15 protein-coding genes are annotated in these 17,565 nt (G+C 41.3%); 3 read left to right on the forward strand and 12 right to left on the reverse strand.

Annotated elements, in window-relative coordinates:
• Positions 1–131 precede the first annotated feature (131 nt).
• The 6 genes from GQR89_RS05340 to GQR89_RS05365 form a co-directional block, all read right to left on the reverse strand.
• Positions 132–1,757: an FAD-binding oxidoreductase gene (locus tag GQR89_RS05340; RefSeq protein ID WP_158769101.1), complete on the reverse strand. Its 1,626-nt coding sequence runs from the start codon at positions 1,755–1,757 to the stop codon at positions 132–134.
• A 221-nt stretch (positions 1,758–1,978) separates the two neighbouring features.
• Positions 1,979–2,812, reverse strand: a complete 834-nt coding sequence (locus tag GQR89_RS05345) for a PEP-CTERM sorting domain-containing protein (RefSeq protein ID WP_158769102.1) — start codon at positions 2,810–2,812, stop codon at positions 1,979–1,981.
• 351 nt (positions 2,813–3,163) lie between these two features.
• Positions 3,164–3,973, reverse strand: coding sequence for a PEP-CTERM/exosortase system-associated acyltransferase (locus tag GQR89_RS05350; RefSeq protein WP_158769103.1), 810 nt, complete (start codon positions 3,971–3,973; stop codon positions 3,164–3,166).
• Between the two features lie 31 nt (positions 3,974–4,004).
• Positions 4,005–4,844: a patatin-like phospholipase family protein gene (locus GQR89_RS05355; RefSeq protein WP_158769104.1), complete on the reverse strand. Its 840-nt coding sequence runs from the start codon at positions 4,842–4,844 to the stop codon at positions 4,005–4,007.
• A 93-nt stretch (positions 4,845–4,937) separates the two neighbouring features.
• Positions 4,938–5,693: a YdcF family protein gene (locus GQR89_RS05360; protein WP_158769105.1), complete on the reverse strand. Its 756-nt coding sequence runs from the start codon at positions 5,691–5,693 to the stop codon at positions 4,938–4,940.
• Positions 5,694–5,703: 10 nt separating this feature from the next.
• Complete coding sequence (locus tag GQR89_RS05365; protein WP_158769106.1) at positions 5,704–6,720, reverse strand: NAD-dependent epimerase; 1,017 nt, start codon at positions 6,718–6,720, stop codon at positions 5,704–5,706.
• A gap of 115 nt (positions 6,721–6,835) precedes the next feature.
• Here GQR89_RS05365 and GQR89_RS05370 point away from each other — a divergent pair, with 115 nt between their 5' ends.
• Together GQR89_RS05370 and GQR89_RS21630 are read left to right on the forward strand one after the other, a co-directional pair.
• Complete coding sequence (locus tag GQR89_RS05370) at positions 6,836–7,618, forward strand: serine protease (protein ID WP_158769107.1); 783 nt, start codon at positions 6,836–6,838, stop codon at positions 7,616–7,618.
• A 166-nt stretch (positions 7,619–7,784) separates the two neighbouring features.
• On the forward strand, positions 7,785–7,919 hold the full coding sequence (locus GQR89_RS21630; RefSeq protein WP_255455676.1) for a hypothetical protein: 135 nt from the start codon (positions 7,785–7,787) through the stop codon (positions 7,917–7,919).
• Between the two features lie 15 nt (positions 7,920–7,934).
• On the opposite strand, the gene GQR89_RS05375 is transcribed toward GQR89_RS21630, so the two are convergent.
• The 3 genes from GQR89_RS05375 to GQR89_RS05385 all read right to left on the reverse strand — a co-directional run bounded on the left by GQR89_RS05375 (position 7,935) and on the right by GQR89_RS05385 (position 13,045).
• Complete coding sequence (locus tag GQR89_RS05375) at positions 7,935–10,106, reverse strand: malate synthase G (protein WP_158769108.1); 2,172 nt, start codon at positions 10,104–10,106, stop codon at positions 7,935–7,937.
• Positions 10,107–10,204: 98 nt separating this feature from the next.
• Positions 10,205–11,149 carry a LysR family transcriptional regulator gene (locus GQR89_RS05380; protein WP_158769109.1) on the reverse strand — a complete coding sequence of 315 codons (945 nt, stop codon included), beginning with the start codon at positions 11,147–11,149 and terminating at the stop codon, positions 10,205–10,207.
• Positions 11,150–11,443: 294 nt separating this feature from the next.
• Positions 11,444–13,045, reverse strand: coding sequence for an isocitrate lyase (locus GQR89_RS05385; protein WP_158769110.1), 1,602 nt, complete (start codon positions 13,043–13,045; stop codon positions 11,444–11,446).
• A gap of 466 nt (positions 13,046–13,511) precedes the next feature.
• Here GQR89_RS05385 and GQR89_RS05390 point away from each other — a divergent pair, with 466 nt between their 5' ends.
• The gene (locus tag GQR89_RS05390) at positions 13,512–14,801 is read left to right on the forward strand and encodes an alkaline phosphatase (protein ID WP_158769111.1); all 1,290 of its coding nucleotides are present in this window, start codon (positions 13,512–13,514) and stop codon (positions 14,799–14,801) included.
• Between the two features lie 145 nt (positions 14,802–14,946).
• Here the strand turns inward: GQR89_RS05390 and GQR89_RS05395 are convergent, their stop codons facing one another.
• From GQR89_RS05395 to GQR89_RS05405, 3 genes are all read right to left on the reverse strand, one after another.
• Positions 14,947–15,645 carry a VC0807 family protein gene (locus GQR89_RS05395; protein ID WP_158769112.1) on the reverse strand — a complete coding sequence of 233 codons (699 nt, stop codon included), beginning with the start codon at positions 15,643–15,645 and terminating at the stop codon, positions 14,947–14,949.
• Between the two features lie 103 nt (positions 15,646–15,748).
• Positions 15,749–16,330: a rhomboid family intramembrane serine protease gene (locus GQR89_RS05400; RefSeq protein WP_158769113.1), complete on the reverse strand. Its 582-nt coding sequence runs from the start codon at positions 16,328–16,330 to the stop codon at positions 15,749–15,751.
• A 67-nt stretch (positions 16,331–16,397) separates the two neighbouring features.
• On the reverse strand, positions 16,398–17,561 hold the full coding sequence (locus GQR89_RS05405) for a glutathionylspermidine synthase family protein (protein ID WP_158769114.1): 1,164 nt from the start codon (positions 17,559–17,561) through the stop codon (positions 16,398–16,400).
• Positions 17,562–17,565 lie beyond the last annotated feature (4 nt).

The following is a 17,565-nucleotide window of genomic DNA, read 5'->3' on the forward strand; positions in this document are numbered from 1 at the left end:
TTAGTTTAATATAAAATACATGTGCTGCTTGGTCAGCTTGCACTGGTGAAACAATTCTATCATTACTTTATGGTATAACCTCTAAGTGAGCAATGGCCTTTCGTTAAGTCACAACACTAAGTTATGTTGACTCAAGGGTTATAGCGACTGGGCGACAATATACCATTTGGGTCAATAGCATTTTTCAATAAAGACGTTGTCTTCCAAAAAATGCTGTCGGTAGGTAATGAAGCCTGCTGCGTTGTATTTAACCGGTAAGGTACAAAACCTTTTTTACATCCTTCAGTGAATAGCTCTTTTAAACATAAGTGCGCCGCATTTACTGCTTCTGGGTTATCAAGATCAAATACTAACGGTACCGTAGAGTCGATACAGTCGTGCCTAAGGTTGGTAAAGGTGATTAATGGCTCAATACCGTATTTAGGGGTTGTCTCGCGTATAAAGTTAACAAAATCGGTTAGTACTTCAGGGGCCATCCTAATAAGCGGTGCGTACCAGAGTAAACCGCACTTATCTATGTCTGGCAGCAGCGTGTTTGTTTTGTCAGCTTTTACTCTAGGATTACGCCAATAAGCAAGGGGCAACGCCACTTGATTAGGTTTACCCAACATAATCTCGGTCCCTTCATCTAACGTATTGAGCTGCGAGCGAATATTTTCAAGGGCACTAAAAGAGGGGAGCGGTAAACGAAGTACGAATTTTGCGATATGAATAAGCCAACTATTTGAAAAGTTTACTTGGCCGACTTTTTTAGCTCGCCGCTTGAATAGCTTTTGAGTAGCAGATACCACGTCTTTCGAACCATATATTGTGCCAACAATCATCCATTGAGGTAAACGGTTTTCTGACGCTATGGATTCTACTTGTTCCTCGCTCATGGTTTGGTGTACGTCTTGCCCATTCGGGTTTGATGCAACCATGGATACTAGCCGGCGACGATCCATTAAATTAATTGAACCTACTATACCTTCACAATCAAGCAGCGTTTGTTCAATTAACGCCACTGCATCTGAAAATTTATCGGCATCAAAGACTTGTAAGTAAAAAGCACTAAAGTGCTCAGGCCTTGGTGCTAAGCGAATCGTCATTTCAGTGACTATGCCAAAGTTACTCTGGGTAAACAGGCCATCAATATAGGGGCCCAATCCCCACTTAAAGCTCTTGTCTATAAAGTCTAATCCCGAGCCATCTAAGTTGGACACTGCAGATTCAAATTTTTCACTACACAATTCCGGGTGCGGTAAATAGGCTTTTAGCGCATTTACTGCCGCGAAATGATCGGTTCGTGGCGTGATCCCGTAACCTCGTTCCAGTGCATTACTTAACACGCTGCATTGAGGTCCCGCACCTGTCACAGGCACCATAAAAGGCCAGTTATTTTTCTCTAAATAATCAAATAAATCTTGTTGTGTTACGCCGGGCTGAAGGGTGATTAAACCGGCTTTTCTATTGGTTGGCACGATGGCTTTCATTTGGCCTAAATCAACAACCACTCTTGGGCCGTTAATAGGTGTATTTTGAACCGAACCATAACCCCAATTATTTCCTGTGCTAATGGGATATATATAAAATTTACCTTCATTCGCTAAACGTAATAACTTGGGAATGGCCGATTCATTTGTTACTTGAACTGCGAAATCAATGACAATATCTTCTGAGAACGTTGTTTTTCCGTATCGCTGCGTTGCATCTTCTTTTTCAAAAAGTACGGCTTCAGTGCTGAGTAAAGCCTCGCTGAACAAGTCCAATAAATCCATTTCTAATCCAAAATAACGTGAGCGATAGGGGAAGTCTACTATACAAAAGAGACACTGCGAGAGTAAATGAAATATTTGTTGTTCAATTGACGGGCAACTAATTCGAGGGAAATAAAGATTAAGCAAGACAAAAAAAGAGAATAAAGGCAGGGTGGTGGTGTTGAATTTAGATTACAAAAAAAGCCGGCAAGCCGGCTTTTCTTTAATAAAGTAATTAAACCTTACTTTTTGAATCTTTTACCAAGACCAAGACCTAAAAGACCAAGACCTAAGAAAGCTAAGCTTGCTGGAGCTGGTACTTTTAAACCAACAACAATGTTATCAAACTCACCAGCGATTCCAGATGAGATAACTTTGAAATTATCAAACGCTTCTGAATCAGAAAAATCAAGATTTACGTATGTGTTAGATGCAGGAGAGGTTTGGTTACCTGAGGTACCATTAAATTCTGCTAATAATGCAGTACCAGAGATCGAAGCTACTAATGTGCTACCTGAGTAAAACTCGAAGCTATTATAAGTATCAACTGAACCCCAGTAGAAACCTAAATAATTAATTTTGGCACCAATTAGAGATGTTTCAACGCTACCGATGTTAGTTAAGAAAGTTGAGTAGTCGATATCAACAAAGCTGTCTGTTCCAATAGTTTCAGGCGTTGTATATGCATAACAAGTGCTATCGCCAGCTGGAGCTGCAGCAACATTAGGAACTGAATCGTTACGAACACCAACTACACCTAGTGCACTTGGCGAGATGCCTAAGGGAGAGTTAACTTGGCAACCAGTTGAAGAACCTGCAATATTATACTGCGTATCGCCACCAGCACCTATTGGGTAAGCAGTTGCGCTATCGAACGTTTCAACAAAGTAACCATTTGAAACGGTTGCTGCAGTAATTTGGTTGCTTGCATCAATACGGCTGCTAGTTACGCCAGAACCGTCCGTAGCTATTTGGCCACCGAAAGTGATAGATGCTGCACTTGCTTGGCTTGCTGCGCCGAATGCTAATAAAGCGGCAAGAGTTACTAATTTTGTATTCTTAACTAAATTTGTCATGTGATATTCCTTAAATGAGACCAGAGATACTGCTACAAAGGATAAAGCATTAGTTGTGCCAAGTTTAAAAACTCAATTAATATCAATAGCATATGTATTTTCTCGATTTTAATTATCAGGAAATGTAAATTTTACTGACAACGGAGATTGTCCTCATCGTTACATATTAAAATGTAGCTGTTGTATTTGATTATTAGGTTACGACTACGTTAAAAATCATCAACAAGTGGGGTAGTTTAATTTCCGCAACACTATGGTGTATGGTGGATGGACCGACACTTGCCGAAAAAAAAGGGGGTGTAAAATTTTTTGACATTCTGCACGACCTTAACAATAGGCCGTGCATGTAGATTAATTGAATTGTGTATTAACTTTCTTTTCGATGTTTTTAAGCATGCGCTTGAATCCAGGTGTCAGCCCACTCATTAGCAAGTGACGGCTAATATAATAGGGTGCGCGTTTTCCGTGATATTCAACCACTGGGCCTACTTGCTGGAATGGAATACCTACGAATCTCAAACTGCGCGCCAATCTAGGCTCCATCATAACAAAACAATGCTTTATATCGTGCTTACGCGATGTTGATGCTGCACATAAGTACAACCCGACAGCAATAAATGGAAAGCAACGAAGCTCTCTTTCCGAATAGACGTGTTCGTTGATGGCACCTGTCGCTGACCCTTTGAATTTATCCGTCGCACGTTTACGAAATTGGGCGGGTACCGCTAATCGTGATATTTCACATATTTCGCTACGCGGAAAATCACTGGGATGTACGGCGTCCTCAGCAATTGAACTAATACAATATTTTTCTATAGGCAGTAATTGTTCTTCGCTGTTGGAGCGCACGATCCTAACGGTACCTGCATATTCGCCGGTGGGGATATGTTTAATTAAACAATGGGTAGAGTGGCTATCGAAAAGGTCGGTTTCCATTTCATCAGAGCGGACATCTTCAAACTTTAATTCTTCGCAATATACTTTATGTCTTATTTTATAACACTCGCTTCTTAGGTCGTCTGTCAAGGCGACAACCGGGCTAAGGTATTCAGCGAAATGTTTAGAAATTTGGTTCGCTTTTTGACTGACGACCACATTCATTAATTTTTTTACCACTGGCCCAATAAAAGGCATTTCAGCGTATTTTCGAAGTTGCTTCATAGGCTTGGGTCTTTAAAACGGTTTTCCACATCTAGTTCCTTAGTTGTATATCGGTATAAAGCCGCATTCGTTTAGGCACAAATTCAAAAGCGGTGTTAAACCCAATATTGTACAACTCTTCTTTTTGTAACGTCGTAATATTAAAATCAACCGGTGAAAGTTTTCCCGTATTGATAATGATCGTATTACGCCAATACTCTGCGTGTACGTACTCTCGAGACATTGCAGTCATGAAGGTCCTAATAAGCATCATCACATATTGCCGTAATGGCAGCCAACTTTTTTTAAAGTTTGGGTCTGTTACATGGTCACTTTTCAGTTTAAAACACATTACAGGTGAGCCGTCACCCGCCCAGTCTTGATATAATGCGTCTTCTGATAAAATTGCGCCGTCAACGAGCACATGTTCTTTATAGCTTTGAAAACTAAAAAATAGCGGAATGGACATAGAAAATCTGACTGCTTTGGATATTTTTAGATCCGGGCTGGTTTTGCGACTGAATACTACAGGGCCGCCGCCGTTTACATCCGTCGCTAGTATATGCAGATCTTTGTCAATTTCAGCGAAGGTTAACCCTTTGAGTTGTCTGTCCATCCAGGCTTCAAATTGATCTCCTGAACTTAATCCACCTTGGCGTAATAATCTAAAAAGGGAAAATCCTTTGAATTTTTTAAAGTCGGTATCCATTGCTAGACGCTTGATTTCAGGCAGCGGCACACCGCAGCAAAACAATGCCGCCACAATTGAGCCTCCTGAAACACCGACCATATGTTGAAAGTGGATATCGAGTTGTTGTAATGCGTCAAACACACCAATATGGACGGTTAAACGTGTTCCCCCTCCCGAAAAAATGGGCACTATTGAATTCATGTTTCGTTCCTTGATCATCCTTTGCCGAACTTTAAATACTTATGGGATAGTAACCTAATATTCCGTTTGAAATCGGGTAGGATAACTGTTTTATCATTTTAAATATCGTTGGTAAATTAGACCTAAGTACTCGTGAATTGCTCTTTCACTACGATATAGACTCAGGCCGTTTGGTAGACCCAAAACAAAAGATACGTTTTTGCGACTAAGGTGCTCAACTGGAATAGGAAGCACTGATATATTATGAAGTCTAAAGTACTCAACCGCTCGTGGTAGGTGGCTGGCGGAGGATACCAGAGCAATATATTTATTTAGTAAATGTGGCGCTAAAGCATCAACTTCTGATTCAGTGTCATGTCCCTGAGGGAATATATGTATATCTTTCGCTTTTACGCCTAACGTGATCAGAAACTCCTTATTGTACTGGGCTTGAGATTTTGCGTCTAAGTGATTAATGATCCCTGCGGCTAAATATATTGGCAGTGGTTTTTTCTTATACATTAGAGCGGCATGCAAATTGCGCTGTAGGCTACATTGCGGCCACTTACTAACAAAAGGCAGTGCATCATCGTCAAAATGATTACATGCCAATACCACGATCCCATCGGCTTTTTGCCATAAAGGGGAAGATAATGTAATGGTGGGATATTGATCTTCTAAGGGCTTGATTAACATCACACTTGGATAAATTAAGCTACAAAATCCTAACCACAAGAGGGGTATGTAAGAAAGCCATTTAAAGACACGAGACCCTTGAATTGGTAAGCGTGAAAAAAGCTGTAAAATTGCATACAGCAAGGGCCCGTGAACAAGGGGGGAGCTTAGGCTGTTTGCCAATGATTGCAGCATCTATTATCTCTTAGATTTTATAGAAATCTTTATACCAATTTACAAAATTACTTATGCCTTCTTTGAGTTGAGTTTTCGGTTTATAACCCACATCATCAATAAGCGCTTGAACATTAGCATAGGTATCAGGCACATCTCCAGGTTGCATCGGAAGCATTTCTTTCTCTGCTGTTTTACCCAAAGCACTTTCTAAGGTTGTAATAAAATCGAGTAAATTGACCGGAGTCTGTGCACCTATATTATACACACGCCAAGGTGCTTTGCTGGTGCTTGGGTCAGGTTTTTTACCGTTCCACTCTTTGTTGCCTGAAGCTGTATTATCTAGAGTGGCTATAACACCACTGACAATGTCATCGATATAAGTGAAATCACGTCTGTGATTACCAAAATTGTATACCTTAATCGGGTCGTCTTCTAATATCGCCTTGGTAAATTTAAACAAAGCCATATCAGGTCTGCCCCATGGACCATAAACGGTGAAGAAACGTAAGCCCGTAGTGGGTAAGTCATAAAGGTGACTATAGGTATGGGCCATTAATTCATTGGCTTTTTTGCTTGCGGCGTAAAGTGACACAGGATGATCGACGTTGTCAGATACGGAAAACGGCATGGATTCATTTGCACCATAAACCGAGCTTGAAGACGCATATACTAAGTGTTTGACTGCATTGTGACGACAGCCTTCTAGTATATTGGTAAAGCCAACAATGTTGCTGTCTATATACGCATGTGGATTTTCAATGGAGTAACGCACACCTGCTTGGGCAGCTAAATGCACCACCTTATCAAACTTGTGTTCTGCAAAAAGCGCTTCCATTTCTGGACGAAGCGCAATGTCTAATTTTATGAAGCGAAAATTCCCTGCATTTGGATGACGTTCAAGCTCAGCTAAGCGGCCCAACTTTAAGTTTACATCGTAATAATCGTTAATATTATCGATACCTACGACTTCATCTCCGCGGGATAACAGCACCTGACAAACATGAAAACCGATAAAACCAGCAGCGCCCGTGACTAATATTTTCATTTCATTAATCCTAATATTTTGTGTATAACCCTAAGGCGTTAATCACGTTATGCTATTATCGTGACAATGGAACTTTCCCCACTTTAGCCTTACGAAAAATAATAAGTAGTTCATTATGATAACGAAAAACCGTGTATATAAAATCATTTGTGTTGTTTTTTCTTTGTTAGTCTTTTTTACAACGGCTAATGCCACAGAAAAAACTAAATTAGTGAAAAAAATTAAGCCGTCGATTGTTGGAGTAGGTCTTTATGACGCGATGTCATCGAGCACCCATCAACTTCGCGGAAGTGGCTTCGTTTTTGGCGATGGCACACTTATCGCTACAAATTATCATGTGGTATCTGAGGCACTTGACCCACAAGTTGTTCAATATCACATTGTATTCTCTGGTACCGGACGGCAACCTAAAATACATAAAGCTGAAATCGTTGCAAAAGATCCTGTGCATGATTTAGCCATACTTAAAATCCAAGATAAATTGCAACCTATGACCTTGGGCTCGGATGAATATGCAGATGATGGCCAAGATATCTTAATGACGGGGTTTCCCATTGGGTCGATTTTGGGGTTGTATCCGGCAACCCACAAGGGAATGATCGCGGCTTTGACCCCTGACGTCATCCCAAGTGTTAATTCTAGTCAGTTGACCATGACTATGCGAAACCGCTTAGAAAAGCCCTTTATGATTTATCAATTAGATATGACTGCTTATCCAGGAAATAGCGGCAGTGCGCTCTATGATGCGCAGTCAGGGAAGGTTATTGGCATACTCAATAAGGTATTTATAAAAGAAACCAAAGAGGCGGTTTTAGCGAAACCAAGTGGTATCAGTTATGCAATACCTGTTAAATATTTAAGAGCATTGGGCAAAAAAAAGGGATTTACACTGGACTGAAACTGATCGTTCAATCTTAATATACGCAATAAAAAGTTGAATTGATCTTTTCTTGGAAAGCGCTACTACACTCAAATTGGACAGCCATATTGCATAAAACATTACGTAAAGTGTTTGATGCTTTGTGTGTTAAAACCCCATCATGAAGGTGTTGATGGGTCTTTTCATGGAAAAATGCACGGAGCAAATTTTTATTATGTGCAGTGTTTCTAAGCTTAATGGAAGCATATTGATAGTGGCAGAAGGTAAAGGCGTAAATAGACTTGATAGCGCCTCTACTGACACGCCACCAAGCTTATAATTTACCGAAAAGTTATTAGTCGTTAAGCTTTTGCTTCATCTCTCTACGTTTGGCATGTAATACCGGTTCTGTATATCCATTAGGCTGAGCGGTGCCTTTCAATATAAGCTCTTGAGCCGCCTGAAATGCAATCGACTGAATCGGATCAGGCATCATGGCGATATATTCAGCATCCGTACTGTTTTGCTCATCAACTAGTTTTGCCATACGCAACATGGAATCATTGATTTGGCTTTCGTCTATCAAACCGTGTAACAGCCAATTAGCGATATGCTGGCTGGAAATTCTTAAGGTCGCTCTGTCTTCCATTAACCCTACATTATTAATATCAGGCACTTTAGAGCAGCCAATGCCCTGGTGCACCCACCGGACAACATAACCCAAAATTCCTTGTACGTTATTATCTAGTTCACGCTGAATATCTTGCTTACTTAGTGCTTTTCGGTCCTTGAGAAGAGGGACGGTAAGAATATCGTCTAGACCGTCAAAAGGTGTTTCAGCAATAGCGTTGCGTAAATTAAACACATCTATCTGATGGTAATGCAGCGCGTGTAGTGTTGCAGCTGTAGGGGAGGGAACCCACGCCGTGTTAGCCCCAGATTGCGGATGTGCTGTTTTACTTTGCATCATATCTGCCATGTTATCAGGGGTTGGCCACATACCTTTGCCGATTTGGGCTTTGCCAGACATCCCAGCATCTATGCCGATTTTGACATTAGCCAACTCATAAGCGGTTAACCAAGGCTGTTGCTTGATTTCAGCTTTAAGCGCAAAAGGCCCTAAATGCATTGAGGTATGAATTTCGTCACCTGTTCTATCTAAGAAGCCGGTGTTAATAAATACAGCGCGGGCTTTGGCTGCGTTGATGCAAGCTTTTAAGTTCACACTTGTACGGCGTTCTTCATCCATAATACCCATTTTCAAGGTATTTCGCGGTAGGGCTAATGCATCTTCTACTCGACTAAATAAGGTGTCTGCATATGCGACCTCCTCTGAGCCATGCATTTTAGGCTTCACAATATAAATGCTGCCATTCTTGCTATTTTTATACTTACCGTTGCCGAGTAAATCATGTTTGGCTATTAGGCTTGTGATCACTGCGTCCATGATCCCTTCATAAATAGGTTTTCCATCAAACAGTATGGCGTCGTTCGTCATTAAGTGACCCACATTACGCACAAACATCATGCTTCGACCGCTTAATGAAAAAGATTTACCTTCAGTTGATATATAAGACCTATCACCGTTAAGGCACCTTACTGAAGCGTTCCCCGATTTTTGCATACTGACTTCAAGGTTGCCCGTAATTAGCCCAAGCCAATTTTGATAAACCAAAGTCTTATCTTGAGCATCAACGGCTGTTACCGAGTCTTCACAATCCATTATGGTGGTCAGTGCTGATTCAAGCAGGATATCTTTCATTCCCGATGGGTCTTGCTGGCCTATTTGATGTTCGCGATCAAACTGAAGCTCTACATGCAGTCCGTGGTGTTGTAACAAAATGGCCTTAGGTGCACTAACATCACCACGGTAACCCAGTAAGTGTGATGGCTGAGACAACGTTGTTGTACTGCCATCATTAAGGGTGATAACTAATTGCCCTGATGTGATGTCATAACCGCGGCTACTTTGATGCGAACCTTTGGTGAGAGGGGCAATTACATCTAACCATTTTCTGGCATATTCAATCACGCGCTGGCCACGTAAGGAATTGTATTCTTTGGTGCGCGTAGCGCCATTATCTTCCGGTATTACATCCGTGCCATATGCTGCGTCATATAGGCTGCCCCAGCGAGCATTAGCCGCATTGAGGGCAAAGCGAGCATTATTGATAGGTACAACGAGTTGGGCACCTGCCATAGTGGCAACTTCGGCGTCTACTTTTTCTGTAGTGATGGTGAAATCTGCTGGGGGGGGTTCTAGGTAACCAATCTCTCGCAAAAATCCTTTGTATTCATCGGGCAATAAAGACGATCTAGATTGACAATATTCATCAATTTTTTGCTGCAATGTGTCGCGTTTAGCCAATAGAGCTTGATTGACTGGGGTTAGCTCAGCCAGAATGTCACTAAATTTAGCCCAAAAAACCGATGACGTTACTTCGCTGCCTGGTAGCGCCTGCTCTTCGATAAAGGTATCAAGTTGCTTGGCAACTTGTAATTGTCCTCGTTGAATATAATCTTGCATATTTTACTCCGCTAGTTAGGCAATACCCCAAGTCTACGGAGGAAACCTTAGTTTGTTTAATTTATGGTTTCTATCCTAGCTATTCATTCTGTGAATAGCTATTGAGCGGACAATGCATCACCTACTTCAGTGATCAACCTGCGCAGCCAAATATGACCAGCGTCATGATGCAAAAGAGCGCTCCATGCCATTTTTAAACCGATAGGAGGTATATCAAATGGTGGGTCGAGAATAACGATATTTGGATCATTTTCATAAAGCGCCGCCGCTTTGCTGGGTAAGGTCGCAACGAGATTTTTAATCTTAGCCAGTTGCAAGGCAACGTGGTAATGACGGGTAAACACACGAATATCGCGCTTTTGACCAATTTTAGTCAGCTCAGCATCGACCCAACCTAGTTTTTGTACTTCATTAGGATCAATACCAACCCCTACACCAAATCCTGTTTTACTCACCCAAATATGCTTACTGTCGATATAGTTTTGCAGTGTGAAGTCGTTAACGATTGGGTTATTGCTGCTCACCACGCAGGCAAATCTGTCGTACCACACCACCTTTTGATGGAACGACAGAGGCAATTCTTCAAAACGATTAATGGCCATGTCGACTCTGCCTTGTTCAACATCATGAAACGTCACGTCACTTGGCGTAATCATATCAAGTGTAATATTTGGGGCGACATTGGCCAATTGACGAATAACTTCTAGTAATAACGTAGACTCAGCATAATCACTGGCCATTATTCTAAACGTACGCTTACTGGTTTCAGGAACAAAATCTGTCTCAGGTTGAATCGAAGCTTCAAGCTTGGATAACACATCGCGTATGACCGGTTGGAGTTCTAAGGCACGCTTGGTTGGCGTCATACCGTCACTCGTGCGCACTAGAAGCGGGTCTTTGAATAAATCCCTTAGTCGTTTTAGACCGTTACTCATTGCGGGCTGCGTTATGCTTAGTTGATTTGCTGCACGGGTTACGCTGCCTTCACGAAGAAGAACATCCAGATAAACCAATAGATTCAGATCGACTTTAGCAATATTCATAATATTAATACACATTTTGTTTTTTATTGGATAACTCGATTGTACTCAGATGGGAAAAAGATGCTAGCAAGAATGTAATAAATTTTAAGATGTTGTATTTTATAAATAATTAATATCTAAACGCAGTTATTTCAAGCGGCCAAATAATATTGTTTATATAAAAATGAAATATTGGAGGGAACTTCATTCTGTAGATGAATGGTGATTTACAGGCAAAAAAATAGCAGGTTTCCCTGCTATTTTTAGATGTTATTAAAAGTTAGACGTTAGACGTTAGACGTTAGACGTTAGACGTTAGACGGCAACGTCAAATTGATTCATGGTGTTGTCTTTACCCGATGCTTTCAATGCTTGGTCACCTGAGAAATACTCTTTGTGATCATCACCTAGGTTAGAGCCTGCCATTGCTTGGTGTTTAACACATGCTAAGCCTTCACGTAATTCTTTACGTTGAACACCTTTAACATAAGCTAGCATGCCTTCTTCACCGAAGTAGCCTTTCGCAAGATTGTCAGTTGACAATGCAGCAGTGTGATAAGTCGGCAATGTAATTAGGTGATGGAATATACCCGCTTCACGAGCTGAATCGGCTTGGAAAGTACGTACTTTTTCATCTGCTTCAAGTGCAAGTTCAGATGTATCATAACGAACCGACATGAGCTCATCACGATTATAATCAGATACATCTTTACCACCCTCAACCCATGTGTCAAATACTTGTTGACGGAAGTTAAGTGTCCAGTTAAATGATGGTGAGTTGTTATATACAAGTTTCGCATCAGGTACTTCTTTGCGGATGGCATTAACCATATCACCGATTTGTTGCACATGTGGTTTTTCAGTCTCAATCCACAATAAATCAGCACCGTTTTGCAGTGACGTTATGCAATCTAGTACTACACGGTCGAAGCCTGTGTCTGCTTTAAATTTATATAAACCGTTTGGTAAACGTACCGGTTTTACCAGCTCTCCATTCAATTTAAGTACTGAGTCACCGTCTTTTAAATCATTAACAGAATTAACTGGCGTAGTCTCTAAAAACGCATTGTATTGAGCAGCCAAGTCGTTTGGTGATTGAGATACAGGGATTTTCTGTGTTAGACCTGCGCCCAATGAATCTGTACGCGCTACTATCACACCATCATCTACACCAAGCTCAAGAAACGCGTAACGTACAGCATTAATCTTACATAAAAAATCTTCGTGTGGAACGGTTACTTTACCGTCTTGGTGGCCACATTGCTTTGCGTCTGACACCTGGTTTTCGATTTGGATACAACATGCGCCAGCTTCAATCATTTTCTTAGCAAGTAGGTAAGTGGCTTCTTCATTACCAAAGCCTGCATCAATATCAGCAATAATAGGCACTACGTGGGTTTGGTAGTTATCTATTTTATCTTGAATTTCTTGCGTGCTTTCGCCAGCTGCCTGCGCTTTATCAAGGGCGCTGAATAACTCACCTAGTTCTTTTGCATCGGCTTGACGTAAAAAGGTATATAGCTCTTCAATTAGTGCAGGAACAGATGTTTTTTCGTGCATAGACTGGTCTGGAAGAGGTCCAAACTCAGAACGCAATGCCGCTACCATCCAGCCAGATAAGTACAAGTAACTCTTATCGGTTGTACCGTGGTGTTTTTTAATGGCCAACATTTTTTGTTGACCAATGAATCCATGCCAACAGCCTAAAGATTGAGTATACGCACTTGAATCTTTATCGTAGTCCGCCATGTCTTTGCGCATAATACCAGCTGTATATTTTGCAATGTCTAGACCCGTTTTGAATCGATTTTGTGCCTTCATACGTGCAACGTATTCTGGGTTTATTGCGTTCCAAGTTTGGCTATTGTCAGCCGTTAATGTTTGAGCGGCTTGAATGTCATTTGTATAATTAGACATGACGGTGTTCCTTATGTTTGTAGGGTAAAGGTTGATTAGCATTTGTATTGTTACGCTGCTAACCGATGAGTGAATCCTACTGGGAGAATTGAAATAACGAAAGGAAATGCTATCTATTCTTGCTATTCACTTCGTGAATGTTAATTGGTATGCTTTATCTGTACTGAGGTACATGGCTGCTAAAGAAGTTCATGAACTAAACATGAACTAAAGTAACGGGAGATATTTTCAATAAATCTATTGTCAGGGAAGGTAAGTCGACTGTTCTTTATATTAATTACGTGGTGAAGAGCGTTATTTTTCCTCTCATTGAACACATGCAATTGCTTATTTTTATGTATCAGACACATATTTTGCTACATATTACCGAGTCGAATTAACAAAATTCCACCCACAGCACTACTTCTTGTCATAAAACCCTGCGTATAATCGATTATTTGAATATAAAGCAAAATATGGGATCGAAATGAAGTTTGTGAGTACTGTATTGCTATCAACCATTTGTATGGGGGTAATAGCGCAAGAACCTAAAAATGTCATCATGGTCGTTGGTGATGGTATGGGGCCAGCTTATACCACCGCCTATCGTTATTTTTCGGATGACCGCAATACCCCTGAAGTAGAAAGGACTGTTTTCGATCGATTGCTTGTTGGAATGGCAAGTACCTATCCAGCCCCCGTGTCAGGGTATGTGACTGATTCCGCTGCGGGCGCCACAGCATTGTCAACGGGCACCAAAACCTACAACGGCGCTATTGCGGTCGATGTTGACCAAAAGCCTGTTCAGACAGTGCTTGAATGGGCAAAAGAACATGGTATGAAAACGGGCATTGCCGTGACATCACAAATAAATCATGCCACGCCTGCAGGTTATTCTGCTCACAACGAAAGCAGAAAAAACTATAACGAGATTGCCGATAGCTACTTTGATCGCAAGGTGGCTAATAAATTTGTACTCGATGTCATGTTGGGTGGGGGCTGGGAATATTTTAAGCGAAGCGATCGTGACATCGTGGCTCAATTTAGCGGTGCCGGTTACGAATACGTCGATAAAATATCTGATTTAAAAGACACTGATGTGACCAAACCATTGTTAGGATTGTTTGCCGACCAAGGCCTAAATTGGGCACTGGATATGCCAGATAAACAACGTTTACGCACGCTAACTGAATCCGCGGTTAAACATTTAGAGAATGACAAAGGCTTTTTCTTGTTAGTTGAAGCTAGTCAGGTTGATTGGGCTGGTCACGCCAATGATGTGGGAGCAGCCATGGGTGAAATGCAAGATTTAGCTAGCACCATGACATGGCTAGAGCAATATGTTGACGCCCATCCTGATACCTTAGTTGTGTTAACAGCTGATCACAGCACTGGCGGCTTTACGATCGGCGCGAATACAATCTATAAGTGGGAGCCTCAATGGGTGCAAAATCTTAAAGTATCGCCATTTTCTATTGCTAAACAGTTAATGAAAGCTAAGGATAAGGCACCCTTAGCCAGTGATTTATTAGGCTTTACATTAACGAGTGAAGAAAAGTCGATAATTGAAGCTATTGATACCCAAGATGAAGAAATTGCTTATCAAACTGTGAAAACCTTGCTCGACTTACGCACTAACACAGGTTGGACAACAGGCGGCCATACCGGTGTTGATGTGCCTGTATTTGCTAAAGGGCCTGGTAGTGATAAATTCCGCGGCTCAATTAATAATACCCAAGTCGCAGACCATATATTTACTCTGCTTGGGCGTGAATAGATACTGTTACGGGATTGGTTTTAATTATCTGAGCACATTGTTGAATACCATTGACCGTTAATAGCTAGCAATAAAAAACGCTGCCAGAAAATTCTGTCAGCGTTTTTTTATTTTAAGTCCGTATAAACCAACGTAAGCTAACTAATTACTGTTGAGCAAGAAAGTTTTCTAACTCTTCCCCTGTTAATTTTTTGATCTGGGCAAATAAGTACCACAGCGCGCCCATCAGCATAATCATACTTGGAATAACAATCACCGGATAACTAAGAGCGGTCATGCGGCCCAATTCTTCGGTGTAAGCCGTGGTTCCAGGGGGACTAACCAAAATCACCTTGGCTAGCACATAATTTAAAAATGAAGAGAGAAAAAACGAGCCTGCAACGATATACGAACTGATCGCCATCTTCGCTTCAAATTCTTTACTAGTGCCTTTGGCCTCAAGCGCTTGATTTAAATTTTCCCAGTTGACGATTTGCTCATTTAAAACCAACACTTTCAACAACGGCTTAGCGGTACGCTGGGTGATAAGTACAGCAATACCAATAACAGCAGGAATTGCCGCTTCTTTTATGGCGATATATTGTGCGGGAAGCTCTAACAGGCTTATTCCGCCAGTTAATATAACGCTAACAATCCCCAGTATTGAAAAAGCGTTTACCTTGCCAGATTCTTTTAGATCCCACAGGCCATAACCAATAGGGAAAATTAATGCGGCGACAATGCTCCACGCAGGTCCTAGATATTCATCTGAGCTTAGATTGCTCATGATCACAACGGGAATTATTATATTAAATGCGAGGTTTCCGAAAAAACCATTTTGCTTTTTTGGGGCTTGGTTACTCATTTTTGCCTTGATTTGTTTTTAAACTGCGGCTTTGATTATAGGGGAGTTACCCCTTGTGCTCTAGCACAACCTTTGGTTAATCTTGCGTTACTTCGTTGAACGCTTACAAGCGGACGTTTTTCGCCCACAGCCTCGCTGCGATAAGTCCAGAAATAAACCCAAACAAATGGCCTTCCCACGAAACGAATGTTCGAGCGGGCAATACGCCAAATATTAAACCGCCATAAAAAAATGCCACTAGTAACGAAATGATAATCAGACTGAATTTTCGGCTTAAAAAGCCAGCCAGCAACAGAAACCCGAAGTAACTGTAAATAACACTGCTCATACCGATATGACTGGCTGAACGTCCAAACAGCCATACCAACAAGCCCGTTAATATTATGCAAAATAACGTGACCCCGAAAAAACGCTTATTACCGTATTGCAGCATCAAGAAGCTGAGCACACACAAGGGCACGATATTCGATAAATAATGGCTGAAACTGCCATGTAAAAACGGCCCTATCAATACCCCAATGAGCCCAGGTACATAACGAGGGATATTCCCAAATTGGTTTAATACGCGACCGGTTAATAGATTAATGACTTCTATTACGGTAACCACAATAAATATACAGCTGACGATTTTAAGCTGTTGGCTTAACCGAGAAGATGGATGTGAAAAAATGGTTTTGCTATTCATAAAACTGCGTTAGTAAAGTGAGATCATTATTTTGACCTAAACCAGAGGGAAATGAGATGTCAAATTGTCACAAAATAATATGCGGTAAATATCGAGACATATCTTGGGTAATAAGTGATGTGTCTTCACGAACTGAGATCCCTGCAGGTTGGTCATCAACTAACCAAGAACCAATTAACGTATGGTTATTAGCAAATTTAGGCAACGGTGCGTACGCTTGATAAATAAATCCTTCTTCACCATAAGGCCCTTGAGCTTCGAGTATGGTTTTGCCATTTTCGATCACACTGATGTTTGCTCCTTCACGAGAAAAGATCGGTTTCTTAACGAGCTTACTTTCCTTAGCTAAATGCAATTCATCTTCAAAATACGCGGCAAGTAAGTTTGGATGTTCTGGGAACATCTTCCATAGCATAGGCATCAATGCTTTATTTGATAGGATTGATTTCCATATGGGTTCAATCCAGTGAGTGCCTGAGGGGCCAATATGCTGAGAGAATTCTTCGCGCTGCATGAACTCCCAGGGGTACAGTTTGAATAAAGTCTCAATGATTTGGTCGTCGTGATCAGTAAACGCTCCGCTTTCACTTAATCCAATATCTTCCATATACACAAAATAGTCAGCAATGCCCGCTTCTCGCGCACAGTCTTGTAAATACTGAACCGTACCTCGGTCTTCATCTGTGTCTTTGCAGCATGCGAAATGCATAAAATCGAGCTGATAATGCTTTGCAATGTAACCTAAGCGAGCAACCAGCTTCTCTTGTAACGAATTGAATTGGTCTGCACCTTTGTGTATCAACCCCTTGTTGACCTGCTCTTCGAGCCATAACCATTGCCAGAAACCACTTTCGTACAATGATGTGGGTGTATCAGCATTGTTTTCATATAACTTGGCCGGGCCACTGCCGTCATAACTGAAATCTAAGCGTGAATACAAACTCGGATCGCGATTCTTCCAAGAATCGGCAATAGGTTGCCAAAATACTTGTGGGATCTGAAAACGTTCAAGCAGTGCATCATCGTGAACAACGCGCTCCACCACAGCCAAGCACATTTGATGGATATCTGCGGTAGGTTGCTCTATATCATTCTCTATTTGTGCCAAAGTAAATTGATAATACGCAGATTCATCCCAGTAGGGTTCGCCATGCATGGTATGAAATTTAAAACCAAAATCAGCCGCTTTGCGCTGCCAATTTGGTCTTGGTTTGATTGGAATACGAAACATAAGA

The organism is Paraglaciecola sp. L1A13 (assembly GCF_009796745.1).
In the GTDB taxonomy this organism is placed as follows: domain Bacteria; phylum Pseudomonadota; class Gammaproteobacteria; order Enterobacterales; family Alteromonadaceae; genus Paraglaciecola.

Excerpts from the sequence above, each read along its gene's own strand:
- GQR89_RS05350 (WP_158769103.1), bottom strand. The coding sequence starts at position 3,973 with ATGAAGCAACTTCGAAAATACGCTGAAATGCCTTTTATTGGGCCAGTG.
- GQR89_RS05385 (WP_158769110.1), bottom strand. The coding sequence starts at position 13,045 with ATGTCTAATTATACAAATGACATTCAAGCCGCTCAAACATTAACGGCT.
- GQR89_RS05380 (WP_158769109.1), bottom strand. The coding sequence starts at position 11,149 with ATGAATATTGCTAAAGTCGATCTGAATCTATTGGTTTATCTGGATGTT.
- GQR89_RS05375 (WP_158769108.1), bottom strand. The coding sequence starts at position 10,106 with ATGCAAGATTATATTCAACGAGGACAATTACAAGTTGCCAAGCAACTT.
- GQR89_RS21630 (WP_255455676.1), top strand. The coding sequence starts at position 7,785 with ATGGAAAAATGCACGGAGCAAATTTTTATTATGTGCAGTGTTTCTAAG.
- GQR89_RS05405 (WP_158769114.1), bottom strand. The coding sequence starts at position 17,561 with ATGTTTCGTATTCCAATCAAACCAAGACCAAATTGGCAGCGCAAAGCG.
- GQR89_RS05395 (WP_158769112.1), bottom strand. The coding sequence starts at position 15,645 with ATGAGTAACCAAGCCCCAAAAAAGCAAAATGGTTTTTTCGGAAACCTC.
- GQR89_RS05345 (WP_158769102.1), bottom strand. The coding sequence starts at position 2,812 with ATGACAAATTTAGTTAAGAATACAAAATTAGTAACTCTTGCCGCTTTA.
- GQR89_RS05355 (WP_158769104.1), bottom strand. The coding sequence starts at position 4,844 with ATGAATTCAATAGTGCCCATTTTTTCGGGAGGGGGAACACGTTTAACC.
- GQR89_RS05400 (WP_158769113.1), bottom strand. The coding sequence starts at position 16,330 with ATGAATAGCAAAACCATTTTTTCACATCCATCTTCTCGGTTAAGCCAA.
- GQR89_RS05340 (WP_158769101.1), bottom strand. The coding sequence starts at position 1,757 with ATGGATTTATTGGACTTGTTCAGCGAGGCTTTACTCAGCACTGAAGCC.
- GQR89_RS05365 (WP_158769106.1), bottom strand. The coding sequence starts at position 6,720 with ATGAAAATATTAGTCACGGGCGCTGCTGGTTTTATCGGTTTTCATGTT.
- GQR89_RS05360 (WP_158769105.1), bottom strand. The coding sequence starts at position 5,693 with ATGCTGCAATCATTGGCAAACAGCCTAAGCTCCCCCCTTGTTCACGGG.
- GQR89_RS05370 (WP_158769107.1), top strand. The coding sequence starts at position 6,836 with ATGATAACGAAAAACCGTGTATATAAAATCATTTGTGTTGTTTTTTCT.
- GQR89_RS05390 (WP_158769111.1), top strand. The coding sequence starts at position 13,512 with ATGAAGTTTGTGAGTACTGTATTGCTATCAACCATTTGTATGGGGGTA.